The following is a 25980-nucleotide window of genomic DNA, read 5'->3' as shown; positions in this document are numbered from 1 at the left end:
GAGTAACCGATGACCACGTCAACTGTGGAAACCCCCGGCGGCTTCGCCGCCCTGGCCGGCACCGACCGTATCGCTGGCCAACTGTACACCGACCCTGAAATCTTCGAAGCCGAGATCGAGAAGATCTTCTACAAGACCTGGATCTGGGTTGCGCACGACAGCGAGATCCCGGAAAAGGGCAACTTCAAGAAAGCAATGATCGGCCGGCAGCCGGTCATCGTGACCCGCGACCGCAAGGGCGGAGTCAACGTGTTGCTCAACCGATGCCGGCATCGCGGCGCGTCCGTCTGCGAGCCCGACAAGGGCAAGGCCAACGGCTTTACCTGCCCCTACCACTCATGGTCATACTCCCTCGACGGCCAGTTGCGCGGCATCCCCTACCCCGAAGGATATGAGGGTGTAGTGGAGAAAAAGGACATGCCGCTGCAGAAGCTGCGGGTGGAAAGCTATGCGGGGATGATCTTCGCGTCCTTCAACCCCGATGTGGAACCGCTGGAAGACTTCCTCGGCGACGCCAAGCTGTGGATGGACCGGTTCATGAAGCAGGGTGCAGGCTACCCGATCAAGGTCCAGGGTGAGCACAAGTTCCGTTTCGACGGCAACTGGAAGATCCAGCTGGAAAACACCACGGACGGCTACCACTTCCCGATCGTGCACCGCTCCTGGATGGCGTCCGTGGACGCCGAGACCGCGGACATGCTCTCTTTCATGACGGACGAAAACGCGGTCACCCACGCCCTGGGCAACGGGCACAGCGTAGCCATCATGGTCCCGGAGCACGTTGACCTGGACGAGGACGACGGAACCGAAGACCTGCAGGAACGCTTCAGTCACATCATCGAAGAACTCTCGCAGACCATGGAGCCTGCGCAGGTCCGACGGATTGTCCGCTCCATGCACGGCGCCGGCTTCAACCTGAACCTGTTCCCGAACGTGGCCATGTCGATGTCCTTCTTCCGCGTCCTGCGGCCGATCGCGGTCAACGAGACAGAAATCCAACACATGGCCCTGGGCCTGGACGGTGGACCGGAGAGCGTCAACCGGGAGCGCATGCGCATCCACGAACACTTCCAGGGCCCCTTCGGCTTCGGCACCCCGGATGACTCGGAGGCCTGGGACCGGGTGCAGCGCGGTGCCTATGCCAACAAGGAAATGCCGATCCTCGTGAACCGCGGCCTGGGCCGCGAAACCACCACGGAAGAAGGCTGGAAGACCTCGCACGTGACCGACGAGTCGGGCATGCGCGAATCCTACGCACAGTGGAAGAAGATGATGAGCGATGACTAGCGAGACCACCCTGACCGACTCCCCCGAGCTGGACGCCCCCACGCTGACCGTTCCGGCCCCCGATCTGGACGCTCTGACCGATCCGCAAGTTGCGAAGGCCATCGCCCTGGTCTGGCATGAAGCGACACTGCTTGACGCCAAGGACTATGTGGCCTGGGAGGCCCTCTGGACCGCCGAGGGCAAATACGTCATCCCCATCGATCCCGCAACCACCGATTTCGAGGCCAGCCTAAATATGGTCTACGACGATGCCCGCATGCGGCGGATGCGTGTCACCCGGCTGACCGAGGGCTACTCGATGTCCGCGGTGGCCTCCGCCCGCACTGCCCGCACCGTTTCGCGGTTCACCGTAACAGCCAACGACGGCGACTCGGTCACCTTGCGCTCAGCGCAGGTCCTGGTCGGTTTCAAGCGGGAAAAGCACCTGCTGCTGGCCGCCGATCTGGAGCACCGCGTGCGCTTCATCAACGGACAACCCCTGCTGGACCTGAAGGTGGTCCGGCTGGTTAATTCCGATGGAGCCGTCACGGCCTCCGGATTCCTGCTCTAGGAGGCATGGCATGACAACGGAAACCACACACCAGTCTGCTGCGGAAACAGGCACCGTGGAACGCCAGACCGCCGTCGTTACCGGAGCCACCCGCGGCCTCGGCGAAGTGATCGTCCGGACTCTGCACGCGCAGGGCTACAACGTCCTGGCCACAGGCAGCAGGATGGAGACCGTCCGGAAGCTGGCCCATGAATTGGACCCGGACGGGAAAACGGCGGCCGCGGCCGTCCTGGATGTCCGCAGCAAGGGCGACTTTGAAGCGGCACTGGACACCGCCGTCGAACGTTTCGGCGCGGCCCATGTACTGGTCAACAATGCCGGGCGGTCACAGGTCCAGTCCGTCATGGACATCTCGCCGGAGGACTTCCGCGCCATCGTGTCCACCAACCTCGACGGCGTCTTCCTCGGCTGCCAGGTGTTCGGATCGTACTTCAGCGGACGCGGCTATGGACGCATCGTGAACATCGGCTCACTTGCCGGACAGAACGGCGGCACGGCCACCGGCGCCCACTACGCGGCAGCAAAGGGCGGCGTGGGCACACTGACAAAGGTATTCGCCCGCGACCTCGCCCCAGGCGGGGTCACCGTTAACGCCGTCTCGCCGGGACCGCTGGACCTGCCGGTCGTGTATGAAACCGTTGCTGCGGACAAGCTTGAAGGGATCAAGGCCAACATTCCGGTCGGACGGCTCGGCTCCGCGGAATTCATCGCCTCCACGGTGGCCCTGCTGGCCTCCCCCGACGCGGCATCGGTCAACGGTGCCTGCTGGGACATCAACGGCGGATTGTTCATGCGCTGACCCGGCCATGCAGCGGCCAAAGAAACGCCACATAGCGCGGCAAGGCGCCGCGGACACGCAATGCAGCTAGGCAAGTAAGGAGCACGGACATGACTAAGGTCCGGGTCAAGGTCGCCGACGTAGTCGAGGAGACCTGCAACATCAAGGCGTTCCGGCTGGAACGCGCCGACGGCAAGGATTTCGCCCCCTACCCCGCCGGTGCACACATCGACATTGTAGGACCCACCCAGGTCATGCGGCAGTACTCGCTGTGCAGTCCGCCGGAAGACCCGTCCTATATGGTTGCGGTCAAGCTTGAACCCGAGTCGCGCGGCGGATCGGCCGCCCTGCACGGGCAGGTCGAGGTCGGTATGGAGCTGGAGGTCAGCGAACCAAGGAACCTGCTCCGTATCGCCGAAGGCGCCGACCGACACGTGCTGATCGCCGCAGGCATCGGTGTCACCCCGATGATCAGCATCGCCTACGACCTGCACCGGCGCAGCCTGCCCTTCGAACTGCACTACTTCGCCCGATCACGGGACGAGGCAGCATTCGTGGAGCTGCTCGAGCAGCGCTGCGGTTTCAGTGAATGGGTGCACTTTCACTTCGGCATCCCACGGGACGAACAGCCCGCGGCGCTCTCGGAGCTGCTTTCTGGCCTGACCGCTAAATCCCACGTCTATACCTGCGGGCCGGTGGGCTTCATGGAACGGGTCGAGGCGCTGACCACGCCCGTTGTCGGTGCGGGCAACGTCCACATCGAGCACTTCCAGGCCGAGGAGATCGATACCTCCAACGATTCAGCCTTCGAGGTAGAACTGGACGGCGAGGTGTTCCATATTCCCGCGGACCGTTCCATCGTAGAGGTGCTGCAGGAAAAGGGCGTGGAAGTCGACACTTCCTGCAAGGAAGGAATCTGCGGCACCTGCGTCATGGGGGTGATCGAAGGCGAACCCGAGCACCGCGATAACTGCCTGTCTGCCAGCGAGAAGGCCGCCAACGACCAGATCGCCACATGCGTATCCCGGGCCTGCTCCAAGCGTCTGCTGCTGGAGCTGTTTTAACACCAAACACCACCCGTACCGGTGCAAAGGCCGGTCCGTTCCACGGACCGGCCTTTGCCATCTTTCTGAAAAGGAACCAGAACCATGAAGCACCCCCAGTACACCAAGGCAGTGACGGCCGCTGCCGCGGTTGTGGCCCTGCTGACGACGGCGGCATGCACCCGCCCCGCTGATTCTGCTGAACCGGCGGCCGCGGACGGGCCGATGAAGATCGCCGTCGGCATCGACACCACGTATGCCCCCTATTTCGTCGCCCAAGAAGAGGGCATGTTTGACAAGGCGGGCGTGGACGTCGAGCTCGTCCAGTTCGGCCGCGGCAGCGAGGCCGTTGATGCCTTGTCCGCCGGGCAGGTGGCATTGGCCGGCAGTTCCGACGCGACCACTGTCACCCAGTTCCAGCAGAATCCGGATCTGGTTGCCCTCTACGCCACGCAAAGCTCAGGAGAGTATGTCAAGGTGGTGCTGCGTGAAGGTGTGGAGCCCGCTGCGGTGAAAAAGATGCTGGTCGTGCCGGGCCTGAGCGAAATCGCCACGGCCAAGTACCTTGAGTCCAAGGGCATAGATCCGGCAGAGGTAGAGTTCATCACCGCTACCCCGAACGACGCAGCGCCGCTGCTCAAGCGCGGCGAGGCCGACGGCTTCGTAATGTGGGAGCCGTGGCCGAGCGCCGCCGTCGCTGAAGGCGCCGGCGAGATCGCAGAGACCACCGGGGACTATGGCTGGTTCTACAACCACTGGATCATCAGCCGCACCGACGTCGTTACAAACCAGTCCGAGGATGCGCAGAAGGTTGCCGATGTCCTGGCAGACGCCGCGGAAATCGTGGAGGCAGAGCCCGGGCGCGCGGTGAAGGCCACGCTGGCGCATACCAAGGTCCCCGAAGAGCAGATCCTGCAGGCAATCGAACAGATCGACTACGGCGTGCGCTCTTTCACCGAAAAGGACCTGGCTGTCAGCGACACCATGGCCGACTACTTCGTCGGCACCGGTGTACTCAAGGAGAAGCCCGCACTGGACGAGCGCATCCTGCTCGGCTGGACCGAAGCGAAGTAGGGGCACCGTCATGAGTGCACCCCAGAGTACGGCCCTGCAGGGGAAGACGGTCCTGTCGGCGGGCACCAGCGTACTGCTCCAGGACCTCGGCATCAGCTTCGGCCCGGCCGAGATTGTCCGGAACATCGACCTGCAGATCAACCCCGGTGAGTTCGTCTGTCTGCTGGGCCCCTCCGGCTGCGGCAAGTCGACGCTGCTGACCTCCATCGCAGGCTTCGTGCCACTGTCGGCCGGCAGGATCGAATCCGCAGGAGAGGCTGTGCAGGGCCACAACCGCCACGCGGGCATGGTCTTCCAGCAGTCCGACGCCCTCTTCGACTGGCTGACCGTCGCCGCCAACGTCGCCTACGGGCCGAAAATGCACGGTGCCTCGAAGAGCGAGCAGGAACGGATCGCCAACAAGTTCCTGTCCTTGGTCGGTCTCCGGAAGGCCGGCAGCAAGTTTCCGAGCCAGCTTTCCGGCGGTATGCGGCAGCGTGTGCAGATCGCGCGGGTCCTCGCTAACGAACCGCCCCTCATCCTGATGGATGAACCCTTCGGTGCCCTCGACGCGCAAACCCGAGCCGTGATGCAAATCGAGCTGGCACGCATCTGGGAAGAGACCGGCTGCACAGTAGTGTTCGTAACCCACGACATCGATGAGGCCATCGCCCTGGCCGACCGCGTCGTCGTCATGACCGCGGGCCCCAGCGCCGGCATCAAGAACAGCTACGAACTGGACTTGCCGCGGCCGCGTTTACGCAGCTCGCCCGAGGTCATGGAGATCTACGAACTCCTGCGTGCCGATATACGTGAAGAAGTCGCCGCCTCGCTGCGTGCCCAAGGACTGGAGGACGAAGAATGACCATACGAACCCCCACCGCCGTTCCGCCGGCTGCGGGCAAACGGGCCGCCACCAGGACCGCTGGCCGATCCAAAGCCTCGAGCCAGTTGTTGTGGTGGGCCGGCTCCGCCGCCATCGGGCTAGGCGCCTGGAGCGCGCTGGCTTGGTGGTACGGTCCCACCACCATCGCGTCGCCGACCGAAGTCGCTTCCGCCGCCGTGGAGCTCGCCGCTGACGGCACCCTCTGGACCAGCGTGGGCGCCTCCGCGCAGCGTATCCTCATCGGCTGGCTGCTCGGCGTCGCGGTGGGCGCGCCGGTGGGCATACTAATGGGCCGGTTGAACGTGGTCCGGCAACTGCTGGACCCCTACATCGAGTTCTTCCGCTTCATCCCACCGATCGCCTTCGTCACGCTCGCCGTCATCTGGTTCGGCATCGGCGAAGCCTCCAAAGTGGTGCTGATCTTCTACACCTCGGTCTTCATCGTCACCGTGAGCACCATTGCGGCGGTCCTGTCCATACCCGAGAACAAGCTCCACGCCGCCGCCAACCTCGGCGCGGGACCAGTGCAAATCATGACCTCCATAGTGCTGCCCTCTTCGATCCCCGGCATCATTACCGGAGCCCGGCTGGCGATGGGTAACAGCTTCCTGACCATCGTCTCCGCGGAAATCGTGGCGGCGCAGGCGGGCCTCGGCGCCTTGATCTGGCAGGCCCGGAATTACGGGCGGATCGACTGGACCTTCGTCGGGATCATCGTGCTCGGGTTACTGGGCTTCCTGTTCGACCGGATCCTTCGGTTATCAACCGGACGCTACCTCGCCCGCTACGGCGTCAAAAACTAACCCGAGAGAAAAAGAACGTGGGCACGGAACCTAGGTTCCGTGCCCACTGCCAGCTGTCACCAGCGGTACTCAAATATGCTCATCACCAACTATTCATTCCGGCAATGCACGACTCAGAGCATCATGGTGGGCGAGTCCATCTCCTGAGCTGGAAGCGGACGTCCAGTCAACAGTTGTGGCCCGGAAAAATCAAGCCCCGCTGCTACCTTGTGAAATCGACCTTGTGCGTGAGTACGTCGCGAACCAGGGTGGAGATGCTCTCCGCCTGGGTCTTCGCCTTGATCCTGGCGCGGTGGACGTCGATGGTCTTGACGCTGGTGCCCAGTTTTCGTGCGATGTTCTGGCTGGGCATCCCATCGATTACCAGCGCCAGGATCTCCCGCTCGCGCGGCGTAAGGGTGGCCAGCCGTGCCTGTACGGTGCGGCGTTCAGCAGCCTCCGCGAACCGGACGACGGCCAGTTCCAGCGTCTCCTGTACGACATCGAGCATCTGCTGCGGGTCGTAAGGCTTCTCCAGAAAGTTGACCGCGCCCTGCTGCAGCGCGCGCACGGACATCCGTACGTCCCCGTGGGCGGAAACGAAGATGATCGGAATCGGAGCGTCCATCTGGTTCAGCGTCTCCTGTAATTGGAACCCACCGGTGCGCGGCATCCGCACGTCGAGGACCAGGCAGGAGGGGCGGCCAGGGTCATACGCTTCAAGGAACGAGGCCACGTCGTTGAAGCTCTGCGACGGGATGCAGACCGACTCCAACAGCCACGCTAACGAGGTGCACAGTTCTTCGTCGTCGTCGACAATATAGACAACGGGGTCGCCTGCCTGCTTATTCTTCTTCTCCATATGTTCTCCAAAACCTTTTCAATAGACCGTAAGTGAGGCTGATCACCCGGTCAAACCGCGACGGCTAAGGGAAGTACCTACCCGGATAGGGCGATGTCCGCCGGGCACTAGGGCAACTTGGGATGTTGCAGAAGTTCCTGCCTTCGTAGATTCATAGTTGTCACCGTCACATCGGATTGTGACCCGGATCCGCAAGACGTTCCGACCGACCAGGAGAGCATCATGACCGAGCTGACCCCGATCCAACGAGACTTCCGCACTGCCATGGCCCATCTGCCGGCAGCAGTCAGCATCATCACCACCGACGGCCCGCACGGACGCGTCGGCATCACCGTCAGCGCGGTCTGCTCCGTGACTGACGCGCCGCCCACCGTCCTGGTCTGCATTAACAAGTCCAGTGCGGCCCACGACATTTTCCGCAACAACGGTAAAGTCTGCATCAATGTCCTCAGCGGCGAGGGCGAGGAAATGGCCCGGCACTTCTCCGGGGCCACCCGCGTGCCGATGGAACAGCGCTTCGCCTGGGACGTCTGGGAGGACGGGCAGGACGTTCCGGTACTCGCCGACGCCCACGTGCAAGTCATTGGCACCGTCGAGGCAGTCTACGAGCAGGGTTCACACTCGGTCCTGTTCGTGCAGGTGGACCGGGTGAATGTGAACCCGGACAGCGACGGCCTGATCTACTTCAACCGCAGCTTCCTCAGCGTCAACGCCATGGTCCCGGTGGCCGTCTGATTTTCCAGCGTACGACGACGATCCACACCATCCGCTGAAAGGGAACCGAGATGACAACTACAAGCATTGCCGCCCCTGTGTCCCTGGTGGAGACCGTGCGACGCCTGCAAACAGGAAGCGCAACTCCTGTCGACGTGGTCACTGAGTCACTGGGACGGATCCGCGGCCTTGAGCCCGAGGTACAGGCCTGGGTGTCCGTCGACGCCGAGGCCGCGCTGGAAGCCGCGGCCGGCCTGGCCAACGTGCCGGCCGATAAGCGCGGTCGGCTGTGGGGCATTCCCGTTGGAGTGAAGGACATTATCGACGTCGCCGGCACCCGCACCGGCTGCGGCTCCAAGGTCCGGCAAGATGCCGCGGCTGCGCGCGCCGACGCCTCCTGTGTCGCGGCTCTCAGGTCCAACGGCGGCGTTGTCCTGGGGAAGACCGTGACCACCGAGTATGGCTACTTCGCGCCGGGCCCCACCCGGAACCCCCACGATCCCCTTCGCACTCCGGGCGGCTCCTCAAGCGGTTCGGCCGCTGCCGTCGCTGCCGGAATGGTTCCCTTCGCCTTCGGCACCCAGACCGCAGGCTCCCTGACCCGGCCCGCGTCGTACTGCGGTGTGGCAGGCTTCGTCGCAGCGCGCGGCTCCTTGCCAACCGACGGCATCACCGGCCTAAGCCACAGCCTGGACTCCCTTGGCTTCCTCGCTGCGGGTGTTACGGATGTGCGTGCCGCCTGGGCTGCTGTCGCCGGCATCGAGAACTCCGCACGGCCCGTCCGCGAGCCCCGGATATTGGTCTGGCACGGCCATGAAACCGCAGTGGTCTCCGACGACATGCAGGCCGCGTTGCAGGCGGCCTTGGGCATGGCCCGTGCCGGCGGCGCGAGCGTGGAATCCTTGGCGCGGGGTGGGGCGGTAGCAGATCTGCCGGTTCTCCAGGCCAACGTCATGGCTTACGAGGCCGCCCGGATGCGGCTCGAGCTCGCCGACAAGGACGACCAGCTCAGTCCTCCGCTGGTCGAGCTGCTCGCCCGCGGCCGGTCCATCGGCGACGCCGACTACCGTCAGAGCGCAGCGGGGATTGCTGCAGCCCGCCGGGATCTGACAGAACGACTCCAGCCGTTCGACGTTATTCTCGGCCCGGCAGCACCTGGCGCGGCGCCGGCAGGGCTGCTGGCCACCGGCGACCCCGTGCTGAGCCGGCCGTGGCAGGCGCTGGGCTTGCCGGTTGTCACTGTGCCGGGGTTACGTGACGGAGCAGGCCTGCCGTTGGGCCTGCAGCTGATAGGCCTCCCTGGCAACGAACAGCGGCTGTTCGACGTGGCCGAATGGCTTGAGGCTAAGTTCGCCTGATTCGTATACGTAAGTAGGGGACCCTCCCGGTGTTGTTGCACCCGGGAGGGTCCCCTTCCATGCGCCGCACGCCTCTGCCGGCAGCGTGTCGGTAGTCTGGTGGGTCAGTCCACCCAGGCAGCGTCAGCGGTCCAGTATTCAAGACCGCCTTCACTGATCCCGTGCCTCCACTCGGAGGTCCTCTCAAGCTTAGGTTCCACTCCCGGAATGGATGCATCGGCGGCATCGGGACCATCCGCGGTGACGCCCCAATGCACCCAGTTGACCTCACGGTCCTGCTCATCGTGGACAAACAGATCCACATGGTGCCAGCCGTAGTTGAAGGTGTCGGTGTAGCAGGTCAGAAACATCCGATGGTGATTGCTCGGATACGCCATAGTGTCCTCCTGAAAATCGGCTTTTGCTGCATGCTATGAACAAGGAGGCAACACCGGTATCCGAAATTCCTTTACCTCGGAACGGCCCTCGAAGACAGGGTCCGGGCCTCCGTATGGGCGTGCGATTTTCCCAATGTGGCCGGGCACCCGTTGTTCATTCCGGGAACGCGCCAGGGAGCTAAAGGAATCTTTACGAAAGATAGGTGCGATCCCCGAGATGTCGCCGCCTTCTGCCAATGGCTAGGCTGCCATGATCCGCAATAGTGTGTCATACACCACGAATCGAAATGCCGGTTCAAACAAAACCCGTTCACTTATGGAAGCGATTCGCCGTGTCCACAAAAATGTCCGTCACGCCTGACGTCCCCACACCGTCAGCCAGCGAGAAAAAATCCTACCGCTACGCCTGGTACGTCGTCATTGTCTGCATGATCGCGTACATTTTCTCGTTCATCGACCGCCAGGTCCTCAACCTCATGATCGAGCCCATCAAGGCCGATCTGGGGATCACCGATACGCAGTTCTCGTTGTTGACCGGGCTCGCGTTCTCCCTGTTCTACGCAATCATGGGCCTGCCGATTGCTGCCCTCGCCGACCGCCGGTCCCGCCCCGTGATCATCTCCATCGGCATCGCGGTCTGGTGCATCGCCACCACCGCCACCGGATTGGCAAAAAATTTCTTCCACATCTTCCTGGCCCGTGTAGGCGTCGGCGCCGGTGAAGCGGCGCTCTCCCCCGCGGCATATTCGATGTTCGCGGACATGTTCCCCAAGAGTAAGCTCGGCCGGGCCGTGGGCTTGTACTCACTGGGCAGCTTCATTGGCGCCGCCCTGGCCTTCTTGGTGGGCGGTTATGTCATCGGCGCGGTCAGCCAGATGGATAATCTGGAACTGCCCGTCCTGGGCGAACTCTCCGGATGGCAGTTGACTTTCATTCTGGTGGGCTTGCCCGGCCTCTTTATCAGCATCCTGATGCTGCTCACCGTCCGCGATCCGGGCCGCAAGGGCCTCAAGCTGGGCGCGGACGGTACCGCACAGAAGGTTTCCATGCGCAAGGCCTTCGCGTTCATGGCAAGCCACCCGAAGACGTTCCTTACCCACATGTTCGGGTTTTCCTTCTACGCCATGACCCTGCTGTGCCTGATGAGCTGGTCCCCGGCCTTCTTCCAGCGCAAGTTCGGCATGAGCCCCACGGAGACGGGTTACACTCTGGGCATCATCATCCTCGTGGCCAACGGTGCCGGTGTCCTCTTCGGGGGTTGGTTCCTGGACTACCTGTCCAAAAAGGGCTACTCGGATGCCCCTATGCGCCAAGGCGTGATCGGCGCGGCCGCGATGATCATCCCGGTCTTCGCCTTCAGCTTCATCGACAGCAAAACCGGAACCATCGCGCTGCTCGCCGTCGCCATGTTCTTCGCATCCTTCCCGATGCCTTCCTCGACCGCTGCCATGCAGATCCTGAGCCCCAACCAGATGCGTGCCCAGATTTCGGCAGTCTTCCTGCTGGTCTCCAACCTCGCCGGCGTGGCCCTGGGCACCTGGCTGATCGCTGTCGTGACCGACTCGGTCTTCAAAGACCCGGCAATGGTCGGTCACTCGATGTCGATCGTGCTGGGAATCGGTTCCGTCGTGACTGTTCTGCTGCTGGGCCGGGGCTGCAAATACTTCCGCGCCAGCCTCGCCCGTGAACAAGCCCTCGCCACCACTAACGCCAACTAGCCCATTTAGCATCGAAAATTAGGGAGTAACGTATGAAGATTTCAGTACTTGGAGGCGGCCACGGCTGCTACGCGGCAGCTGTTGAGTTGAGCGAAGCCGGCCACCACGTCACGCTGTGGCGCCGCGACGATGCAGCCCTGGACGAGATCCGCGCTGCCGGCGGCCTGAAGGTCACAGACTACCGAGGGAGCAGGAGCATCCCCTTGGCGGAACCTGGACAGCCCGGCCTGCATGTCGAACAAGTGCTTGCTAATGCAGTCGACGGTGTCGACCTGCTGGTAGTCCCGCTGCCGTCGACTTCGCACGCCGAGCTTGCAACAGCGCTGGCCCCGCATCTGCAGGACGGCCAGGTCGTGTTCCTCCCACCTGGAACGTTCGGGAGCTATGTTTTCGCCCAGGCGTTGAAGGCCTCCGGAAACACGGCCAACGTGGCATTCGCGGAGACCGGCACCTTGCCGTATCTGGCGCGCAAGCACGGCACGGCGGAGGTAACCATCTCCTGCTACGCCACCCGCCTCCCCACCGGGGTGCTGCCCGCGACCTTGAGCGAACATGCCTTCGGTGTCCTCAAGGAGGCGTATCCGTCGATAGAACCGCTCGATGATGCACTCTCCGGGGCACTCATGAACGCTGGGCCGGTCATCCATCCGCCGCTCATCCTCATGAACGCCGGTCCGCTGGAGCACTTTGAGGCCTGGGACATTCACAACGAGGGAACCCAGCCGTCCATCCGCCGGGTCACCACCGCGTTGGACCAGGAGCGCATCGCGGTCCGCGAGGCGCTGGGCTACCGCGCCCCGCACTTTCCGCTCAGCGACCACTACGCTGCCGAGGGCGAGGAGTGGATGTACGGGCGCGGAGCTCACGGGAAGCTGACTGACAGCGGCGACTGGCGCGAAAAAATCGACCTGCAAAGCCACCGCTACATGCTCGAAGACACTCGGCTGGGACTGTCCTTCCTGGTCTCCGTCGGCCGCTGGGCCAGTGTACCAACGCCCGTGGCCCAGGGCCTCCTGAACATCGCCACCGCAGTCAGCAAACGTGACCTCTATGGTGAGGGCCGCACCTTGGAATCATTGGGGTTGGCTGAGCTGAGCCTCGAGGAAATGCAGGACATCCTGCAGGCTGGCCCCAAATGAACCAGTCTGACCTGACCAAGTCTGGACCTGCCATGGCGTCGATCCGGATTCCGGAGACGGTACATGTCGTGGGCGCCGGGCGGATGGGCGAAGGAATTGCCCGCGCTTTCGCCTTCGCGGGTGTTGACGCGGTCATAGTCGATGCCCGGGACCGCTCTCCCGAGAATGCTGCGGCGTACCTTGATCGTGTGCGCGTCAATCTAATGGCCGATCTGGACGGCAAGGTCCAGCTCGGCCGATTGACTGCAGATCAGGCAGCCACCGTTCTCGGACGTATCCGGATCCTGGACAGGCATGATGCTATTGACACGCTTCGGGAAGCGCGGTTGGTCTTCGAGGGAGTGCCCGAAGTACAGGAGATCAAGGCGGAAGCCTTGGGCTGGTTGTCATCGGTGGTTCCGGACGATTGCTTGATAGCTTCCACGTCGTCCAGCTTTCCCGTCACCGTCATCGCTGAGATGGTTACCAATCCGGCGCGAGTGGTGAATGCGCACTGGCTTAATCCGGCGGACATGGTTCCCTTGGTGGAAATAGGAACCTGCGTATCCACGACGGAAGCGACAGTGGAGGCGGTTGTCACCATTTTGAGGGCAGTCGGCAAGGTTCCGGTTGTCTGCTCCGACTCGGCAGGATACATCGTCCCGAGGTTGCAGACGCTGGTGATGAACGAGGCTGCCAGGATGGTGGCGGAGGGCGTTGCCTCCGCTGAAGATATTGACCAAGCAGTTCGGGTTGGTTTCGGCTTCCGTTTCGCCGTCCTGGGGCCTTTAGAATTCATCGACTGGGGCGGCGGAGATATCCTTTACCACGCATCCGCGACAATGAGCCGACACTTCGGTGACCGCTTCGCAGCCCCGGAGCTGGTACGAACTAATATGGAGCAGCAGCGGACCGGGCTCCGGGACGGCGCCGGATTCTATGACTACGATACGGTCGACGTGGAAGCTTATCGAAAACAGCGCATGTTGGAATTTTGGCGTCAACTGGACGCGACAGGCCTGTCGCCGCAGATGGATCAGGCCCGAAGCTAGGCTGGCCACCTCGCCTAAACCGTGAATTGCTCAAGAGACGGTGGCGCGCACCTTGAATGGTGCGCGCCACTGGCTGTCCCGCAAGGACTCTCTGATCGGCCTGTAAGCGCATTTCGCGTAAGACGCAAAATCTTCGCAATTCATACGCATAGTCCTGGTCAGAGCCGACAGGGCAGGAAGCATTTTGGCGAACGGAACCGTCCACACCGAAGCGAATTGCGCAAAAATAACCCTCCGGAACCTCGCCTGATCCCGCATGAACCGCACAGCGGCAGGCAACCAGATAACACTGGACCACGATGTCACGGGAAAGCGTCCATCGGTGCTTCGAATCCGCACGCAATGCGACTCGCCGGGTTCTACTGGCATCCTTGGTGCTTCTGGCCGGATGCTGCCGACCCCCATCACCGGACCCGGCCGTTCCCCGTTCCAATTGTCCAGACACTGTCTGGACAATTGGAATGAAGCGCAGGGGGCATCCCATTAGGGTGGAACCATGACCCAGCTCGAACCGGACCTGCCCGGAGACTACGCCGCGGCACTGGCGGTGCTGAAAAGCCTCGTACGGGATGCCCAGCACCAGGCGCAGCGCGTAGTCAACACAGCGATGATCGAGCTGTACTGGAACATCGGCCGGACGACCCTGGACCGGCAGCGGAACGAGCCCTGGGGAAGCAAGGTCCTGGACCGGCTCGCCCGCGACCTGCGGGCCGAGTTCCCGCATATGAAGGGATTCTCCCGGACCAACCTGTACAACATGCGCACCTTCGCCGCGGCATGGAACGGCCCGGAACCAATTGTCCAGACACCGTCTGGACAATTGAGCTGGAGCCACAACGTCGCGCTCCTGAACAAGCTGGACGACCACGAGCTGCGCCACTGGTACGCCGCACGGGCCGTCCGGCACGGCTGGTCCGTGGCCGCACTGGAACACCAGATCCTCACCAGGCTCCACACCCGCAGCGGCGCCGCCCCCAACAACCTCGAGGCCAGACTGCCCGGCGAAGGCACCGACCTGGCACGGGAAGTTGCCAAGGACCCTCTGGTCCTCGACTTCCTGGGGCTGACCGAGGAAGCCCAGGAACACGCCATGGAAGAAGCCATGACGCTGCGCATGGCCCAGACGCTGGCAGAGTTCGGGCCCGGCTTCGCTTTCGTCGGACGCCAGTACCACCTCGACGTCGACGGAGACGATTTCTTCATCGACCTCCTGCTCTACCACGTCCCTTCCGATCGATCGTTGTCGTGGAACTGAAAGCCGGCAAATTCAAACCCGAACATCTGGGACAGCTGAACTTCTACGTCGCAGCCGTCAACGACATGCTCCGGCTCCCCCGGCAGGCCCCGACGGTCGGAATCCTTGTGTGCGGGTCCAGGAACGAGCGCACCGTCCGCTACGCCCTCGACGGCTCCGCCCAGCCCCTGGCCGTGACGTCCTACACCTACGATGCCCTTCCGGCAGATGAGCAGGCTACTCTGCCTTCCCCCGCCGCCATCACCGCCGCGCTCGAGCACGACCCAACGGACGCTCTCCCATGAGGGTAGCCAAAACCGATACGATAGCCGGTTTGCCGGCACCGGCGGCCCGGAGCCTCGTCCGCCTGTTCCGCGGCGGAACATTCGCGCAGGAAACCGCCGACAGCCTGCTCCGCAGGAACGGCGTCGAAGACACGGATGCCGCCTTCGCGCGCATGGAAGAGGCCGGCTACCTGGCCAAGGTCGACCTCGGAGATGACGGCTACGCGTGGTGGAAGGCGACAACCCTCGGTAACGCCCTCGCCATGGCCAGCTTTGGAAAGCCGATCAGAAGACGAACCGCCGACCGGCTGGTCGCCGGGATGGTGCAACGTGCCGGCGAGTACAACAGCGACCCTAACAAGCCGCTCTACGTGGAACGGCTCCGGATTTTCGGCAGCTACCTGGATCCTCACATGGACCCCCTTGGTGATGTCGACGTCGAGCTGTCCTTCGGCATGCGCACCAGGGACCACAAAACAATCAGCGCCTACACCCGCGCCAGCGGCAGGAACTTCCGCTCCTTCATGGAAGAACTCATGTGGCCGCAACTTGAGCTGGTGCAACACCTCAAAAACCGCTCGACCGCCGTCAACATCACGATGGAAAATATCGACCACATCACCGGCAGGTCGGTAACTATTTACTCCATCGCGAACGATACGGCGGCAGTCCCGCCGCCCGATGAACCGTCTTCGCCAACGGCCAGCCAGGTGCACACCGGTCCCCCAGGCCACAAACGATATCCCGGCTTCCGGCCGCACACTTCTGAAACCATGGACCGCATGGAAGGGATAGCTCCGCCACCGGACTCAGGGCTCATGCGGGTGCATGTTGTATTGGAGGACAGCAGGCCACCGATATGGCGGGTTCTGGACCTGCAGGCATCCATGACACTGGACGGTGTGCATCGTGTCCTGCAGGCGGCCTTCGGCTGGCAGGATACACATCTGCACCGGTTCACCGACCTGCACCCTTTCGAACGCCTGCGGCCGGTGGACGGCGAAATCGACTGGCCCCTCCAGTGGCTGCCCCGGGACCTCGTGGAGGATCCCATTGACATGCCCGAAGAGGACATGGCGCTGGGACAGCTGCTGGGCCGTGGCTCGGGAACGGCGTTCTACGAGTACGACTTTGGCGACAGCTGGCTACACCGCCTCGAACTGCTGAAGGCCTGGCCAGCATCGAATGGCGGACCAGCTGCATCGCTGGTCGACGGCGCACGCCATGGTCCCCCGGAGGATTGCGGCGGCATGCCGGGCTACGAGGAACTGCTCGACGCCCTGGCCGATCCCGCGGATCCCGACCATGCCGAGGCCAAGAAATGGGCGGTGTACATGACGGGCACCGACAAGCCCTTCGATCCCGAAGTCTTCGACGCCGCCACGACCGGTCGAGCGGTTACGACGGCCGGCGAAATCGGAGCGCCTGGTCCCGGGGTCCCAGGAGTTTAGAATCGGTTTGTGCTGCTGGCCAAGTACGTCCAGACAGCGCCCTTGGCGAAGGCCGAGCTGACGTAACCGACAATATCGGCTCTTCACTTACGGAAGTAGAAGTAGCTGCGGAAACTCCCGTCCGTTAAGGAACTGATATTTCTCTGCAGGTCCGCAGCGAAGGGGTCTCCGCCCGCACCCGAACTGTTTCGCGCAGCAGCGGCAGGGCTGCCGCGGCGGCCAGGCGGGACGCTGTTGCTTACACCCTAGGCAGGCAGCGGCACGACCGAAACCGCTGCCTTCAATGCTGGTAATCATCGGCGTGGCGCTGCCGATCGGAGAACTGGCCGGTTTCGAAGGAACGACGATCGACGTCGAAACGGCCAAGGGCCGCCGCGGCTTCATCTGCCTGCTGGATGGCCTAGGGATCGCTGTCCACGGCATTACTCCCGATCTCGCCAGCAACGCGAACACTTGAGCCGAATCGCGCGAAGCCATCCGCTTCCTAGGCGAGGACTCCCCTAGTCGCCTTCAACGCCACCTTCAACATGCAGCGCCACCATCGAGGCCAGCCAACCCTTCACCGGTGAGCTTCAGACCTTTTCCCGGTGGGAACCACGGAGCTCGTTGCCCGCCATGACGGCACTAACAAGTGCGTGTAAGGCCTCCATAATCACCAGTTGGTCGGACCCCTCGTAGGACTGCTTCCCCTGATTGATTTCGAATATGTATTAGTACGGTCGGAAATAGGTATTGGACTGTTCATAGAGTCTGCTGCAGTCTGAGGACTACCCAGTCTCAAGCACAAAGGGAATTACTGATGTCCAAATTCCGACTGGCTTAGGCAGGATCCCATATCGCTATGAAGAAGGATCGCTACATGACGTCACGAATTCTCACCACCCTTGCCATTGGGTCGGCCGCTATCTTAGCGGCCGGATGCAGCAGTTCCGCCGCCTCGACCGATTCCGGAGAGGGCTCCGGCGATTTCCCGAGCGGCACGATGACGATGATTGTCCCGTTCTCCGCCGGGGGCCCGACTGACCTGGCAGTGCGCGCGATGGCGCCGCTCATCAAAGAACGCACGGGGCAGACAGTCGTCACGGAGAACAAACCCGGCGCGACTGGCACCATCGGAATGAACTACGTGATCAACTCGAACCCGGACGGACTCACGTCCGCAATTGCCTGCACCAGTAGTACGGTGGTTGTGCCGGTGACACAGGAGAACCCCCCGTACACAACAGACGACTACCGCATGATAGGTTCGGTGACCGCCGGCCCCATCGCGTTCATCGTCAACGCCGACTCCGAGTATCAAACCATTGAGGACCTGCTCAACGCGGCAAAGGACTCACCTGATACGCTGACGGTCGGCACGAGTGGCGCGAACTCACACAACTCCCTGGAGCTGAAGCGCCTATCCAAGCTCTATGGCCCCACCTTCACCGAGGTGCCGCTCGAAGGTAACTCGGCGGCCACTACTGCCCTCCTCGCAGGTGACATCGACGTCGCGTTCATTTCCGTCGGTGACGACATTCCGCAATACATGGAAGACGGCACTCTGCGGATGCTCGCTGTCGCATCTGCCGAGCGGAGTACGGCCGAGGAGCTCTCGGACGTCCCAACACTCGTTGAGTCTGGTTACCCCGACATGGTCAATGGCAAGAGTGCGTGCGGGATTCTCGTGCCGGCTGATACCCCCGATGCCACCGTCGACGCATTCTCCGATATCTTAAGCGACGTCGTTGCCGATCCCGCGTTCGGCGAAACCATGGGAGAAGAAAAGGTCATCGATCCCTACCTCGACAGTGATGGAATGACGGAGTTCTTCCAGAACCAGATGGAGGCATACGAGGGTCTGGTTGGCGATGAGGCCGCGAGCTAAACCATGACTTCGAATTCTCGGGAGCCAGGTTCTGTGGATATTCCTTCCGTAGAGTCGGCAGCAGTCCCCGGCGCACACTCGGTCCGAAGATTGGGCCGTTACGTGTTCCCCGTGGTGGCCGTTGCGCTGTGCGTTGTGTTCTTGTTCAAGTCCATCCTGCTGGGCCTTGGAACGTTGCAGAATCCAGGCGCAGGGCTGTGGCCGTTCGTGATCGCAATTGTCACAATCGTGCTCGCAGTTGTGCAGGCGATTCTGCCGGATATACCTCATGCTGGGGCCGAGGCGCCGGCTGATGCAGAGCGATCGGGGGCCGGGCAGAAGCCCAGAGCAGAAGCACTTCTGCTGGGTGGCATGGTCTTGGTCTATGCGCTGCTACTCCCCTACGTGGGCTACCTGCTGCTGACGGTTGCGTTGATTATCTGCGCCGCTATTTTTGTCGCACAGGCCCGCTGGTGGCGGGCCCTCATCACTGCGTTGGTGTCAACTGGGCTGGTGTATTTGGTGTTCTCGTCGTTCCTAGGTATCCCGCTGCCAGGATGGCCCCCGTTCTTACTCTCCTGACTTCCCGGTTCTCACCGCACCAAGCCTTTACTCATCCCCCGTACCAGACTGCGATGGAGCACTCGTGGAATCCTTACTCAGCGGCTTTGAAGTCGCACTCTCCCTTCAGAACGTCTTTTACGTCTTCATCGGCGTCCTGGTGGGAACCGTCGTCGGGCTGTTGCCTGGGCTAGGACCAACAGCGGCAATCTCCATCCTGCTGCCCTTTACGTTCTCGCTCGAGCCAGCCTCGGCGATCATCCTGTTGGCCGGGATCTACTATGGCAGCATGTTCGGTGGTCGCATCCCCGCGATCCTGATGAACCTACCGGGCGATTCGTCCAGCGTGGTCACGACCTTCGACGGCTTCCCCTTGCGCCAGCAGGGCAAGGCGGGCATCGCTCTGACGATTACCGCGGTCGGATCTTTCATTGGCGGAACGATCGCCATCCTGGGTCTCACTCTCCTGGCACCTATGATCAGCAAGTGGGCGCTAAACATTGGCCCGCCCGAGATGTTCCTGCTCGCATTCGCGGGACTCATGATGATTGCTCTGCTGGCGGAACAGCGCCGCATTGCCGCATTCTCCGCAGCCGGAATCGGTGTGTTGCTGGCAGCTGTCGGTACTGACTCTGTCACAGGTGCACCTCGATTCACATTCGGGTCGTTCTCACTTATGGACGGGATCAGCATCGTCCCGCTGGCCGTCGGGCTTTTCGGACTCTCCGAACTGATGCTAGAAGCCGAACGCCGATTCGCACCATCGAAGGTGGGCAACATCGGATCACTCCGGCCCTCGAAGGCAGAATGGCTACAGACCCGAATGGCGATTGTTCGAGCCTCGATCATTGGCTTTATCATCGGCATCCTGCCGGGTGGTGGCGGAACGCTGTCCTCAGTTCTGGCCTATGGCGTCGAGAAGCGGTTCTCCAAACATCCGGAAAAGTTCGGTAAGGGAGCCGTCGATGGGATCGCTGCAACTGAAACCGCCGACAACGCGTCGGCGAATGCGTCGTTCATCCCACTGCTGACGCTGGGTATTCCGCCGAACTCGGTGCTGGCTGTCATCGCCGGTGCGCTCATGATGCAGGGGGTGTCACCGGGACCGCGCCTAATTGTAAACGAACCAGACATCTTCTGGGGCGTCATCGCCTCGATGTACATCGGCAGCATCATGCTGCTGGTGCTCAACCTGCCGCTCATCGGAGTGTTCACCAAGATCCTGGAGATTCCGCCGTACATCTTACTGTCGGTCATCCTCGCCGTGTCCATCGCCGGCGTGTACAGCGTCCGGAACAACTGGGTCGACTTGCTGGTAATGGCTCTAGCCGGGCTGATGGGTTACATCTTCAAGAAGCTGTCGGTGCCCGTCGCACCGTTCATTTTGGCCTTTGTGCTGGCCCCGATCCTGGAAGGCGAGTTCCGCACCACGATGCTCATTTCGCACGGCGACTTGAGCGTGTTCGTGACTCGCCCAGTGTCGCTGGTCATCATCATCGTGGTCGCCGCAGTGGCGACCTTCTACTCAATTGCGTCCGCCCGATCATCAAAGGCGCAACGTGCGAAGTTGGCTAACCCTGAATTCTCGCAACGCTGATTTCAACGTTTGCGGGGGAAGCGAGTACCTAAAGCGTCCAGTCCGACTGGTAATAAGTGCGGGCTCGATGCGTCAAAGACTTGGCGCAGGAGTTTGTATATCGATAAGACTTGGTTGAAAGAGTAACTGTCGAGAGAGCGCCTCGTTCTCGCGAACCTAAGGTCGACTTGATGGATCTTCTCCAGCTCCGCTATTTTCTCGCCGTGGTTGAACATGGGGGTGTCAATCGTGCCGCCTTGGCCCTGCACGTAGCGCAGCCTTCCTTGAGTCAAGCGATTCGCCGATTGGAGAGAGACCTTCAGACCGAGCTGTTCCAAAGAGTGGGTCGAGGTTTGGTACTCGCGCCTGCGGGTGAAGCGCTGATCGGGCCGGCTCGACAGATGTTACGCACGCTCAACGCCGCCTATGACGCCGTTAAAGAGGTTCGTGACGTGCGCGGCGGCCGTGTCGACATCGCATCCTTGGCTGACTTATCCACTGATCCGGTGTCGAGGTGGGTTGCTCATTTCCGGGTGAAGAATCCACGCCTGTCCGTGCGGGTCGAGGACCGGGGAAAAGTTGCTGAAGTCGCCGAGCTGGTCCGGTCCGGACAGTGCGAAATCGGGTTCGGAGTGCTCCCCAGTCCCCACGTGGGCCTGGTCAGCGAACACCTTGTTGCTCAGCACTTCGTGCTCATCGCGCCCCCGACCACTGATGACGATTTTGACGATGTCGTGCCGCTGGCAGCCCTGGACGGTATTCCCTTCGTCACCGGAGAGCAGAACACCACTACCCGAGACTGGATTGCATCCGAAATCGCGTCCTGTGGAGCCGAACCATGGATTTCGGTCGAGACTTCACAACGCGGGGCGGTACTGCCATTGGTGCTCAACGGAGCGGGCATCGCGATCGTGCCGCTTCGGATAGCTCTAGAAGCGCATGAACAAGGCGCTGTGATACGGCAAGTCGACCCTCCTCTCCGACGTGATATTGGGGTATTCCACCGGCCGGGCACCCTTACGGAGACCGCGGATGCCTTTCTCAACAACGCTTACTCGAATGTGAGCTCATGGGAGCGGGACATAGAACGGCACATGAGCGAGGGCCGCGGACGAATCGAGGCCGCGGCGCTATCCCACGCAGCGGTTCGCGAACGGCATCTTAACGACCTTCGTGAGGGAACCCTGGCGGCTCGCCAGTCGGGACTCGGTCCCCCCAATTCATAGGATTTTGCAGTCGGTCTGACTCCATAAATGTCTTTGACGAACTAGGACGCCACGGCGTTGACTGGTGAGCAGGCTACACACAACGTGCGTAGCTTCGGTCAGATGCGAAGGAGTCAAGTGGTGTCAGCAGCGAGGACAGAGCATGTGCTGAGGTGCTGTAACTCATTATCTGGTCGTGCGCTGCTCTGCCCTCCACACACGGGCCCCGGCATTCGAAGGCATCCCCCTTATAACGCAGGCCGCCATCCGCTAAGTCGGCATAAACTGACTGGCCACAACGACAGGATGAGTTTGGGCAAGTTCCCAGCTCACCGTCGCGCATTCCTGTCATGAGTGACTTGCGCAGTGACATCGACCGAGTGGAGCCGGTCAAATTTGAACCGTCTCAGCCCAGATAAAAGACTCTCACAACCGCTCCCCGGAAGTGAGCCAACCGATCCCGGAGGAAGTCTCCCATGCCCAGTCCGACCACTCCTATTGAGGGTCTCCCCCTCACGGAGACAACTTCTACGCCGCTTCCGGCCAAGCCTTCCTCGCCCTCAAAAATCACCGCAGCCCTGAACGCCGAGGTTGCGGCGGTCCTTCCGCTCGACGACACCACCGATCGTGAGAATGTCGATCGAGGCTTACTGGCGCGCCCTGAGCGGGTGCTCATCACTGACGATCGAGACGGTACGCTCTGGGACAGCGCGCACTACGATTTCCTCAACGGCGAGGCACCCCCGTCAGTCAACCCGAGTCTTTGGCGCCATGCGCAGCTGGATAACTCGCCCGGCCTTTACGAACTGCGTGATGGACTGTATCAAGTCCGCGGGTTTGACCTGGCCACAATGACTATAGTCCGAGGTGAGAGCGGTTGGATCATCATCGACCCGCTCACCACCATCGAGAGCGCGCGCGCAGCATTCGCGTTGGTAACCGATGTCCTCGGCCAACGTCCGGTCACCGGAGTGATCTACACCCACAGCCATATCGATCACTATGGAGGTGCCGCCGGCGTCTTGTCCCAGGAGGATGCCGCCGCACGCGATGTCCCGGTGATCGCGCCTGCCGGCTTCATCGAAGAAATTGTCTCCGAGACGGTTATTGCCGGCCCCGCAATGTCTCGACGCAGAAGCTTCCACTTCGGGACCGGCTTGGAGAAGGGGCCCCGCGGACACGTCAACAACGGAATCGGCATCAGCACCGGTCTGGGAAGCTCAGCACTTATCGCTCCTACTGTCGACGTCACGCACACGGGTCAGGAAATCGTGCTCGATGGCGTGCGTATCATCTTTCAGATGACGCCAGACGCTGAGGCTCCGGCTGAAATGATGTTCTGGTTTCCTGACTTGAAGGCTCTCTGCGTCGCGGAGAACTGCAACTCCACCATGCACAACCTTTACACCCTGCGCGGAGCGCAGGTCCGCGACGCGCTGGCCTGGAGCGACTACATTCAGGAAGCCCTGCACCTATTCGGAGACGACGCGGAAGTGTGTTTCGGCAGCCACAACTGGCCGACATATGGGGGCCCTGCCGTCCGCGCATTCCTGGCCAACCAACGAGATCTCTATCGCTATCTGCACGACCAGACGATGCGCCTGGCCAATCATGGGTATACCTCATCCGAGATTGCCCAAGAGCTGCAGCTGCCCTCCAGCCTGGCCAACGACTTCTCCTGCCGGGGCTACTACGGCACGGTCAGCCACAACGCCAAAGCCGTATATCAGCGCTATCTTGGCTGGTTTGAAGGTAACCCAGCAGGACTCAATCCGCTGCCCCCCGAGGAGTCTGCACAACGGGCCATGCGTTACATGGGTGGTATCGACGCCATCGTGGCCCGCGCCCGAGACGACTTCGCCGCGGGCGAATACCGTTGGGTCGCCGAAATCCTCAACCGTGCTTTGTTCGCCGAGCCCAAACACTTTGAGGCCAGGCATCTGCTCGCCGAAACCTACGATCAGCTGGGATACCAGGCCGAATCCGCGAGCTGGCGGAACGTCTACCTGACCGGAGCAGCCGAGCTGCGGGACCCCACTCCCCCCGGAACAACTCAGACAGCGCGAAAACAAGCCCCGATCCTTCACGCATTGCCAACCCGAGAACTTCTGAACTGGCTCGGAGTTCGAGTCAACGGTCCACGCGCCGAGGGGAAAGACCTCCGCCTCGAACTGACCTTCCCCGAGCGCGACGAGTGCTGGAGCGTGGGCATCTGCAACGCGACCATCCACTGCTGGCCCGAGCCGGATCCCGATGCCCAGCTACGGCTGGTGATGCCCAGGAAACTATTCGAAGAGACCTTGCTCGGCCTAATACCGGTGGAAGACGCGACGACTGATCTCGCCGCGGAGATGAGCGGAGACCCTGCCGTGTTCTCTGCACTCGTCGATCTACTGGACACCTTCACTGCCGACTTCGCGATCGTTGAACCCTGACTCGAGGAAATCATGCACGCTTATGCCGTACCCAGCACAACAGACCACACCATCATGGACATCGAGCTGCCCACACCCGAACCGATCGGAACGGAAGTTCGGCTCCGTGTGGTGCGATCGGGGATTTGCCACACCGACGCCCATCTGCGCGAGGGCCACTACGATCTCGGAAGCCGCGGCAAGCTCAGCCTCACAGACCGCGGCGTATCTTACCCCTTGGTAATGGGTCACGAAGTGGTCGGCGTCGTCGACGAAGTCGGCCCGGACGTATCCGGGCTCGAGACCGGTGTAACCCGACTCGTGTTCCCTTGGATCGGCTGCGGTTCCTGCGCCACCTGCCGTGACGGGCATGAGAACCTATGCCCGAGCCCCCGCAACCTCGGCATCGCGCGTCACGGCGGCTACGCGGAGTACATCTCCGTTCCGCATCCCCGATACCTGCTCGACATCGAGGGTCTCGACCAGAGCTGGGCAGCGACACTTTCCTGCTCAGGTCTGACCGCCTACAGCGCCGCGCGTAAGGCGCTTCCCAGCACGCCCACCGTGCCCGTCGTCGTGATTGGAGCCGGTGGTGTCGGCCTGACGGCCATTGCTGCCCTCGCGGCTCTCGGGCACCGTGCGATCTGTGCAGTGGACCTCCAAGAACGCAACCTCGAACTCGCCCGCCAGCTCGGTGCAAATACGCTGGTCCACGCAGACCAGGACAACCTCTCTTCGGTCATTACCGGCAAGTTGGGGGGGGCCGCCGGGGCCGTCATCGACTTCGTGAACACGGGCAAAACCGCGTCGACCGCCTTTGACGTCCTCCAAAAGGGTGGCCGCATGATACAGGTCGGACTCTTCGGCGGCGAGCTTACGGTGCCCACAGTGCTCCTCACCCTCAAGTCCGTCACCATTCAGGGAAGCTTCGTCGGCTCTCTGAACGAGCTCAGCGAACTCGTCGCCCTCGCGAAGACCGGAGCACTTCCACGGATCCCGATCATCGAGGGCCAGCTGAACGCCTCCGAAATCGATACCGCCCTCGACAAGCTCGGCAGCGGGGGCGTCCCAGGGCGCATCGTCCTTGCTGCCGGAGCCCGAATCTCCTGACTCCTGAGATGCAGCGGCGCGGGTGGGAAGGGAATTATCTTCGACGTTGAGGTGGATCCGGCGCTTGCCGATATCGACGGTGATGGTGTCGCCGTTTTCGACCAGGGCGATGGTTCCACCGGCAGCTGCTTCGGGGGAAACGTGGCCGATGGAGAGTCCGGAGGTTCGGCCTGAGAAGCGCCCGTCGATGATCAGGGTGCCTTTGGCGCCAAGACCGCGGCCTTCGAGGAACGAAGCGGGGTAGAGCATTTCCTGTATTCCGGGGCCGCCACGGCGCCTTCGTAGCGGACCACGACAACGTCGCATGCCCGGACGCGCTTGTGCGGAGGATGACCAAGCCGCCAACATTGGGGTAGGCGTGGTCGATGTCGCGGACGCAGCCATTTCGGCATCGACGTTCAGGTGTGCCAATGTTCGGACTGGGAGAAAGCAGAGGATGAACGGACGCCGCCCGGTGCTGCGTTGGACGAGTTCGACGGCTTCCGCTGACGGGTTTGCGGAGCGGATGTGCCAGTGGGCAGCAATTCCTTGAGCGAGGCGGCAAGGATTGGAGTTCACGTTTCGTTGAGGAGTCCTCCGCGCTGCAGTTCGCTGAGCATGGCGGGCATGTCGCAGGCCCGATGCACGTCCTCCATCAGGTAGATCCGGTTGGGGACGTCCTACTAACGGTGTGCCGGCGGTTTCAATTGGTAGCTTTCAGCGGTCGTAAACCGGTCGCTGA

Annotated in this window: 24 protein-coding genes and 1 pseudogene; 22 read left to right on the top strand and 3 right to left on the bottom strand. The window is 62.1% G+C overall.

Annotation, left to right across the window (positions count from 1 at the left end; genetic code table 11):
• Positions 1 to 9: 9 nt before the first annotated feature.
• The 7 genes from AC3A4M_RS20855 to AC3A4M_RS20825 all read left to right on the top strand — a co-directional run bounded on the left by AC3A4M_RS20855 (position 10) and on the right by AC3A4M_RS20825 (position 6400).
• The gene (locus AC3A4M_RS20855; RefSeq protein WP_498738293.1) at positions 10 to 1287 is read left to right on the top strand and encodes an aromatic ring-hydroxylating oxygenase subunit alpha; all 1278 of its coding nucleotides are present in this window, start codon (positions 10 to 12) and stop codon (positions 1285 to 1287) included.
• The gene (locus AC3A4M_RS20850; protein ID WP_498738291.1) at positions 1280 to 1837 is read left to right on the top strand and encodes an aromatic-ring-hydroxylating dioxygenase subunit beta; all 558 of its coding nucleotides are present in this window, start codon (positions 1280 to 1282) and stop codon (positions 1835 to 1837) included. The genes AC3A4M_RS20855 and AC3A4M_RS20850 overlap by 8 nt, the downstream gene beginning before the upstream one ends.
• Before the next feature lie 10 nt (positions 1838 to 1847).
• The gene (locus AC3A4M_RS20845) at positions 1848 to 2636 is read left to right on the top strand and encodes an SDR family NAD(P)-dependent oxidoreductase (RefSeq protein WP_498738289.1); all 789 of its coding nucleotides are present in this window, start codon (positions 1848 to 1850) and stop codon (positions 2634 to 2636) included.
• A gap of 89 nt (positions 2637 to 2725) precedes the next feature.
• Positions 2726 to 3679 carry a PDR/VanB family oxidoreductase gene (locus AC3A4M_RS20840; protein WP_498738287.1) on the top strand — a complete coding sequence of 318 codons (954 nt, stop codon included), beginning with the start codon at positions 2726 to 2728 and terminating at the stop codon, positions 3677 to 3679.
• An 84-nt stretch (positions 3680 to 3763) separates the two neighbouring features.
• The gene (locus AC3A4M_RS20835) at positions 3764 to 4732 is read left to right on the top strand and encodes an ABC transporter substrate-binding protein (RefSeq protein ID WP_498738285.1); all 969 of its coding nucleotides are present in this window, start codon (positions 3764 to 3766) and stop codon (positions 4730 to 4732) included.
• A 10-nt stretch (positions 4733 to 4742) separates the two neighbouring features.
• A complete protein-coding gene (locus tag AC3A4M_RS20830) occupies positions 4743 to 5576 on the top strand; it encodes an ABC transporter ATP-binding protein (protein ID WP_498738283.1) in 834 nt (277 codons plus the stop codon).
• Positions 5573 to 6400 carry an ABC transporter permease gene (locus AC3A4M_RS20825; protein ID WP_498738281.1) on the top strand — a complete coding sequence of 276 codons (828 nt, stop codon included), beginning with the start codon at positions 5573 to 5575 and terminating at the stop codon, positions 6398 to 6400. The genes AC3A4M_RS20830 and AC3A4M_RS20825 overlap by 4 nt, the downstream gene beginning before the upstream one ends.
• Positions 6401 to 6602: 202 nt before the next feature.
• On the opposite strand, the gene AC3A4M_RS20820 is transcribed toward AC3A4M_RS20825, so the two are convergent.
• Positions 6603 to 7241, bottom strand: coding sequence for a response regulator transcription factor (locus tag AC3A4M_RS20820; RefSeq protein ID WP_498738279.1), 639 nt, complete (start codon positions 7239 to 7241; stop codon positions 6603 to 6605).
• A gap of 222 nt (positions 7242 to 7463) precedes the next feature.
• On the opposite strand from AC3A4M_RS20820, the gene AC3A4M_RS20815 reads away from it, so the two are divergent.
• Complete coding sequence (locus AC3A4M_RS20815; protein ID WP_498738278.1) at positions 7464 to 7976, top strand: flavin reductase; 513 nt, start codon at positions 7464 to 7466, stop codon at positions 7974 to 7976.
• Positions 7977 to 8026: 50 nt separating this feature from the next.
• Positions 8027 to 9313: an amidase gene (locus AC3A4M_RS20810; protein ID WP_498738276.1), complete on the top strand. Its 1287-nt coding sequence runs from the start codon at positions 8027 to 8029 to the stop codon at positions 9311 to 9313.
• A 104-nt stretch (positions 9314 to 9417) separates the two neighbouring features.
• Here AC3A4M_RS20810 and AC3A4M_RS20805 read toward each other — a convergent pair whose 3' ends face one another.
• Entirely contained in the window at positions 9418 to 9690 is a 273-nt protein-coding gene (locus AC3A4M_RS20805; RefSeq protein ID WP_498738274.1) for a hypothetical protein, read from the bottom strand.
• 332 nt (positions 9691 to 10022) lie between these two features.
• Between AC3A4M_RS20805 and AC3A4M_RS20800 the strand changes: the two genes are divergently transcribed.
• The 13 genes from AC3A4M_RS20800 (at position 10023) to AC3A4M_RS20740 (ending at position 25259) form a co-directional block, all read left to right on the top strand.
• Positions 10023 to 11408 (top strand): spinster family MFS transporter, encoded by a 1386-nt coding sequence (locus tag AC3A4M_RS20800; RefSeq protein ID WP_498738272.1) that lies wholly within the window; start codon positions 10023 to 10025, stop codon positions 11406 to 11408.
• A 32-nt stretch (positions 11409 to 11440) separates the two neighbouring features.
• Positions 11441 to 12547 (top strand): NAD/NADP octopine/nopaline dehydrogenase family protein, encoded by a 1107-nt coding sequence (locus tag AC3A4M_RS20795; RefSeq protein ID WP_498738270.1) that lies wholly within the window; start codon positions 11441 to 11443, stop codon positions 12545 to 12547.
• A complete protein-coding gene (locus AC3A4M_RS20790; RefSeq protein WP_498738268.1) occupies positions 12544 to 13578 on the top strand; it encodes a 3-hydroxybutyryl-CoA dehydrogenase in 1035 nt (344 codons plus the stop codon). The genes AC3A4M_RS20795 and AC3A4M_RS20790 overlap by 4 nt, the downstream gene beginning before the upstream one ends.
• 496 nt (positions 13579 to 14074) lie before the next feature.
• Positions 14075 to 14833, top strand: a complete 759-nt coding sequence (locus AC3A4M_RS20785; protein ID WP_498738266.1) for a PDDEXK nuclease domain-containing protein — start codon at positions 14075 to 14077, stop codon at positions 14831 to 14833.
• Complete coding sequence (locus AC3A4M_RS20780; RefSeq protein ID WP_498738265.1) at positions 14824 to 15117, top strand: PDDEXK nuclease domain-containing protein; 294 nt, start codon at positions 14824 to 14826, stop codon at positions 15115 to 15117. Before AC3A4M_RS20785 ends, AC3A4M_RS20780 begins: the two co-directional genes overlap by 10 nt.
• On the top strand, positions 15114 to 16547 hold the full coding sequence (locus AC3A4M_RS20775; protein ID WP_498738263.1) for a plasmid pRiA4b ORF-3 family protein: 1434 nt from the start codon (positions 15114 to 15116) through the stop codon (positions 16545 to 16547). Before AC3A4M_RS20780 ends, AC3A4M_RS20775 begins: the two co-directional genes overlap by 4 nt.
• Positions 16548 to 16830: 283 nt before the next feature.
• The gene (locus AC3A4M_RS20770; protein ID WP_498738261.1) at positions 16831 to 17004 is read left to right on the top strand and encodes a hypothetical protein; all 174 of its coding nucleotides are present in this window, start codon (positions 16831 to 16833) and stop codon (positions 17002 to 17004) included.
• Between the two features lie 384 nt (positions 17005 to 17388).
• Positions 17389 to 18414: a tripartite tricarboxylate transporter substrate binding protein gene (locus tag AC3A4M_RS20765; RefSeq protein ID WP_498738259.1), complete on the top strand. Its 1026-nt coding sequence runs from the start codon at positions 17389 to 17391 to the stop codon at positions 18412 to 18414.
• Positions 18415 to 18525: 111 nt separating this feature from the next.
• Positions 18526 to 18975: a tripartite tricarboxylate transporter TctB family protein gene (locus tag AC3A4M_RS20760; RefSeq protein ID WP_498738257.1), complete on the top strand. Its 450-nt coding sequence runs from the start codon at positions 18526 to 18528 to the stop codon at positions 18973 to 18975.
• A gap of 64 nt (positions 18976 to 19039) precedes the next feature.
• Positions 19040 to 20551, top strand: coding sequence for a tripartite tricarboxylate transporter permease (locus tag AC3A4M_RS20755; RefSeq protein ID WP_498738255.1), 1512 nt, complete (start codon positions 19040 to 19042; stop codon positions 20549 to 20551).
• Positions 20552 to 20721: 170 nt separating this feature from the next.
• Complete coding sequence (locus AC3A4M_RS20750; protein WP_498738253.1) at positions 20722 to 21756, top strand: LysR family transcriptional regulator; 1035 nt, start codon at positions 20722 to 20724, stop codon at positions 21754 to 21756.
• 455 nt (positions 21757 to 22211) lie between these two features.
• Complete coding sequence (locus tag AC3A4M_RS20745) at positions 22212 to 24170, top strand: alkyl/aryl-sulfatase (RefSeq protein ID WP_498738251.1); 1959 nt, start codon at positions 22212 to 22214, stop codon at positions 24168 to 24170.
• 12 nt (positions 24171 to 24182) lie between these two features.
• Positions 24183 to 25259 (top strand): alcohol dehydrogenase catalytic domain-containing protein, encoded by a 1077-nt coding sequence (locus AC3A4M_RS20740; protein ID WP_498738249.1) that lies wholly within the window; start codon positions 24183 to 24185, stop codon positions 25257 to 25259.
• 12 nt (positions 25260 to 25271) lie between these two features.
• Here AC3A4M_RS20740 and AC3A4M_RS20735 read toward each other — a convergent pair.
• Positions 25272 to 25565 (bottom strand): annotated as a pseudogene (locus AC3A4M_RS20735) (dihydroxy-acid dehydratase); the annotation flags it as partial.
• Positions 25566 to 25980: the final 415 nt, after the last annotated feature.

Source organism: Arthrobacter sp. Soil_C_60 (assembly GCF_057656375.1).
Note: the sequence above shows the minus strand (reverse complement) of the source record. Positions and strands in the feature narration are given on the sequence as shown.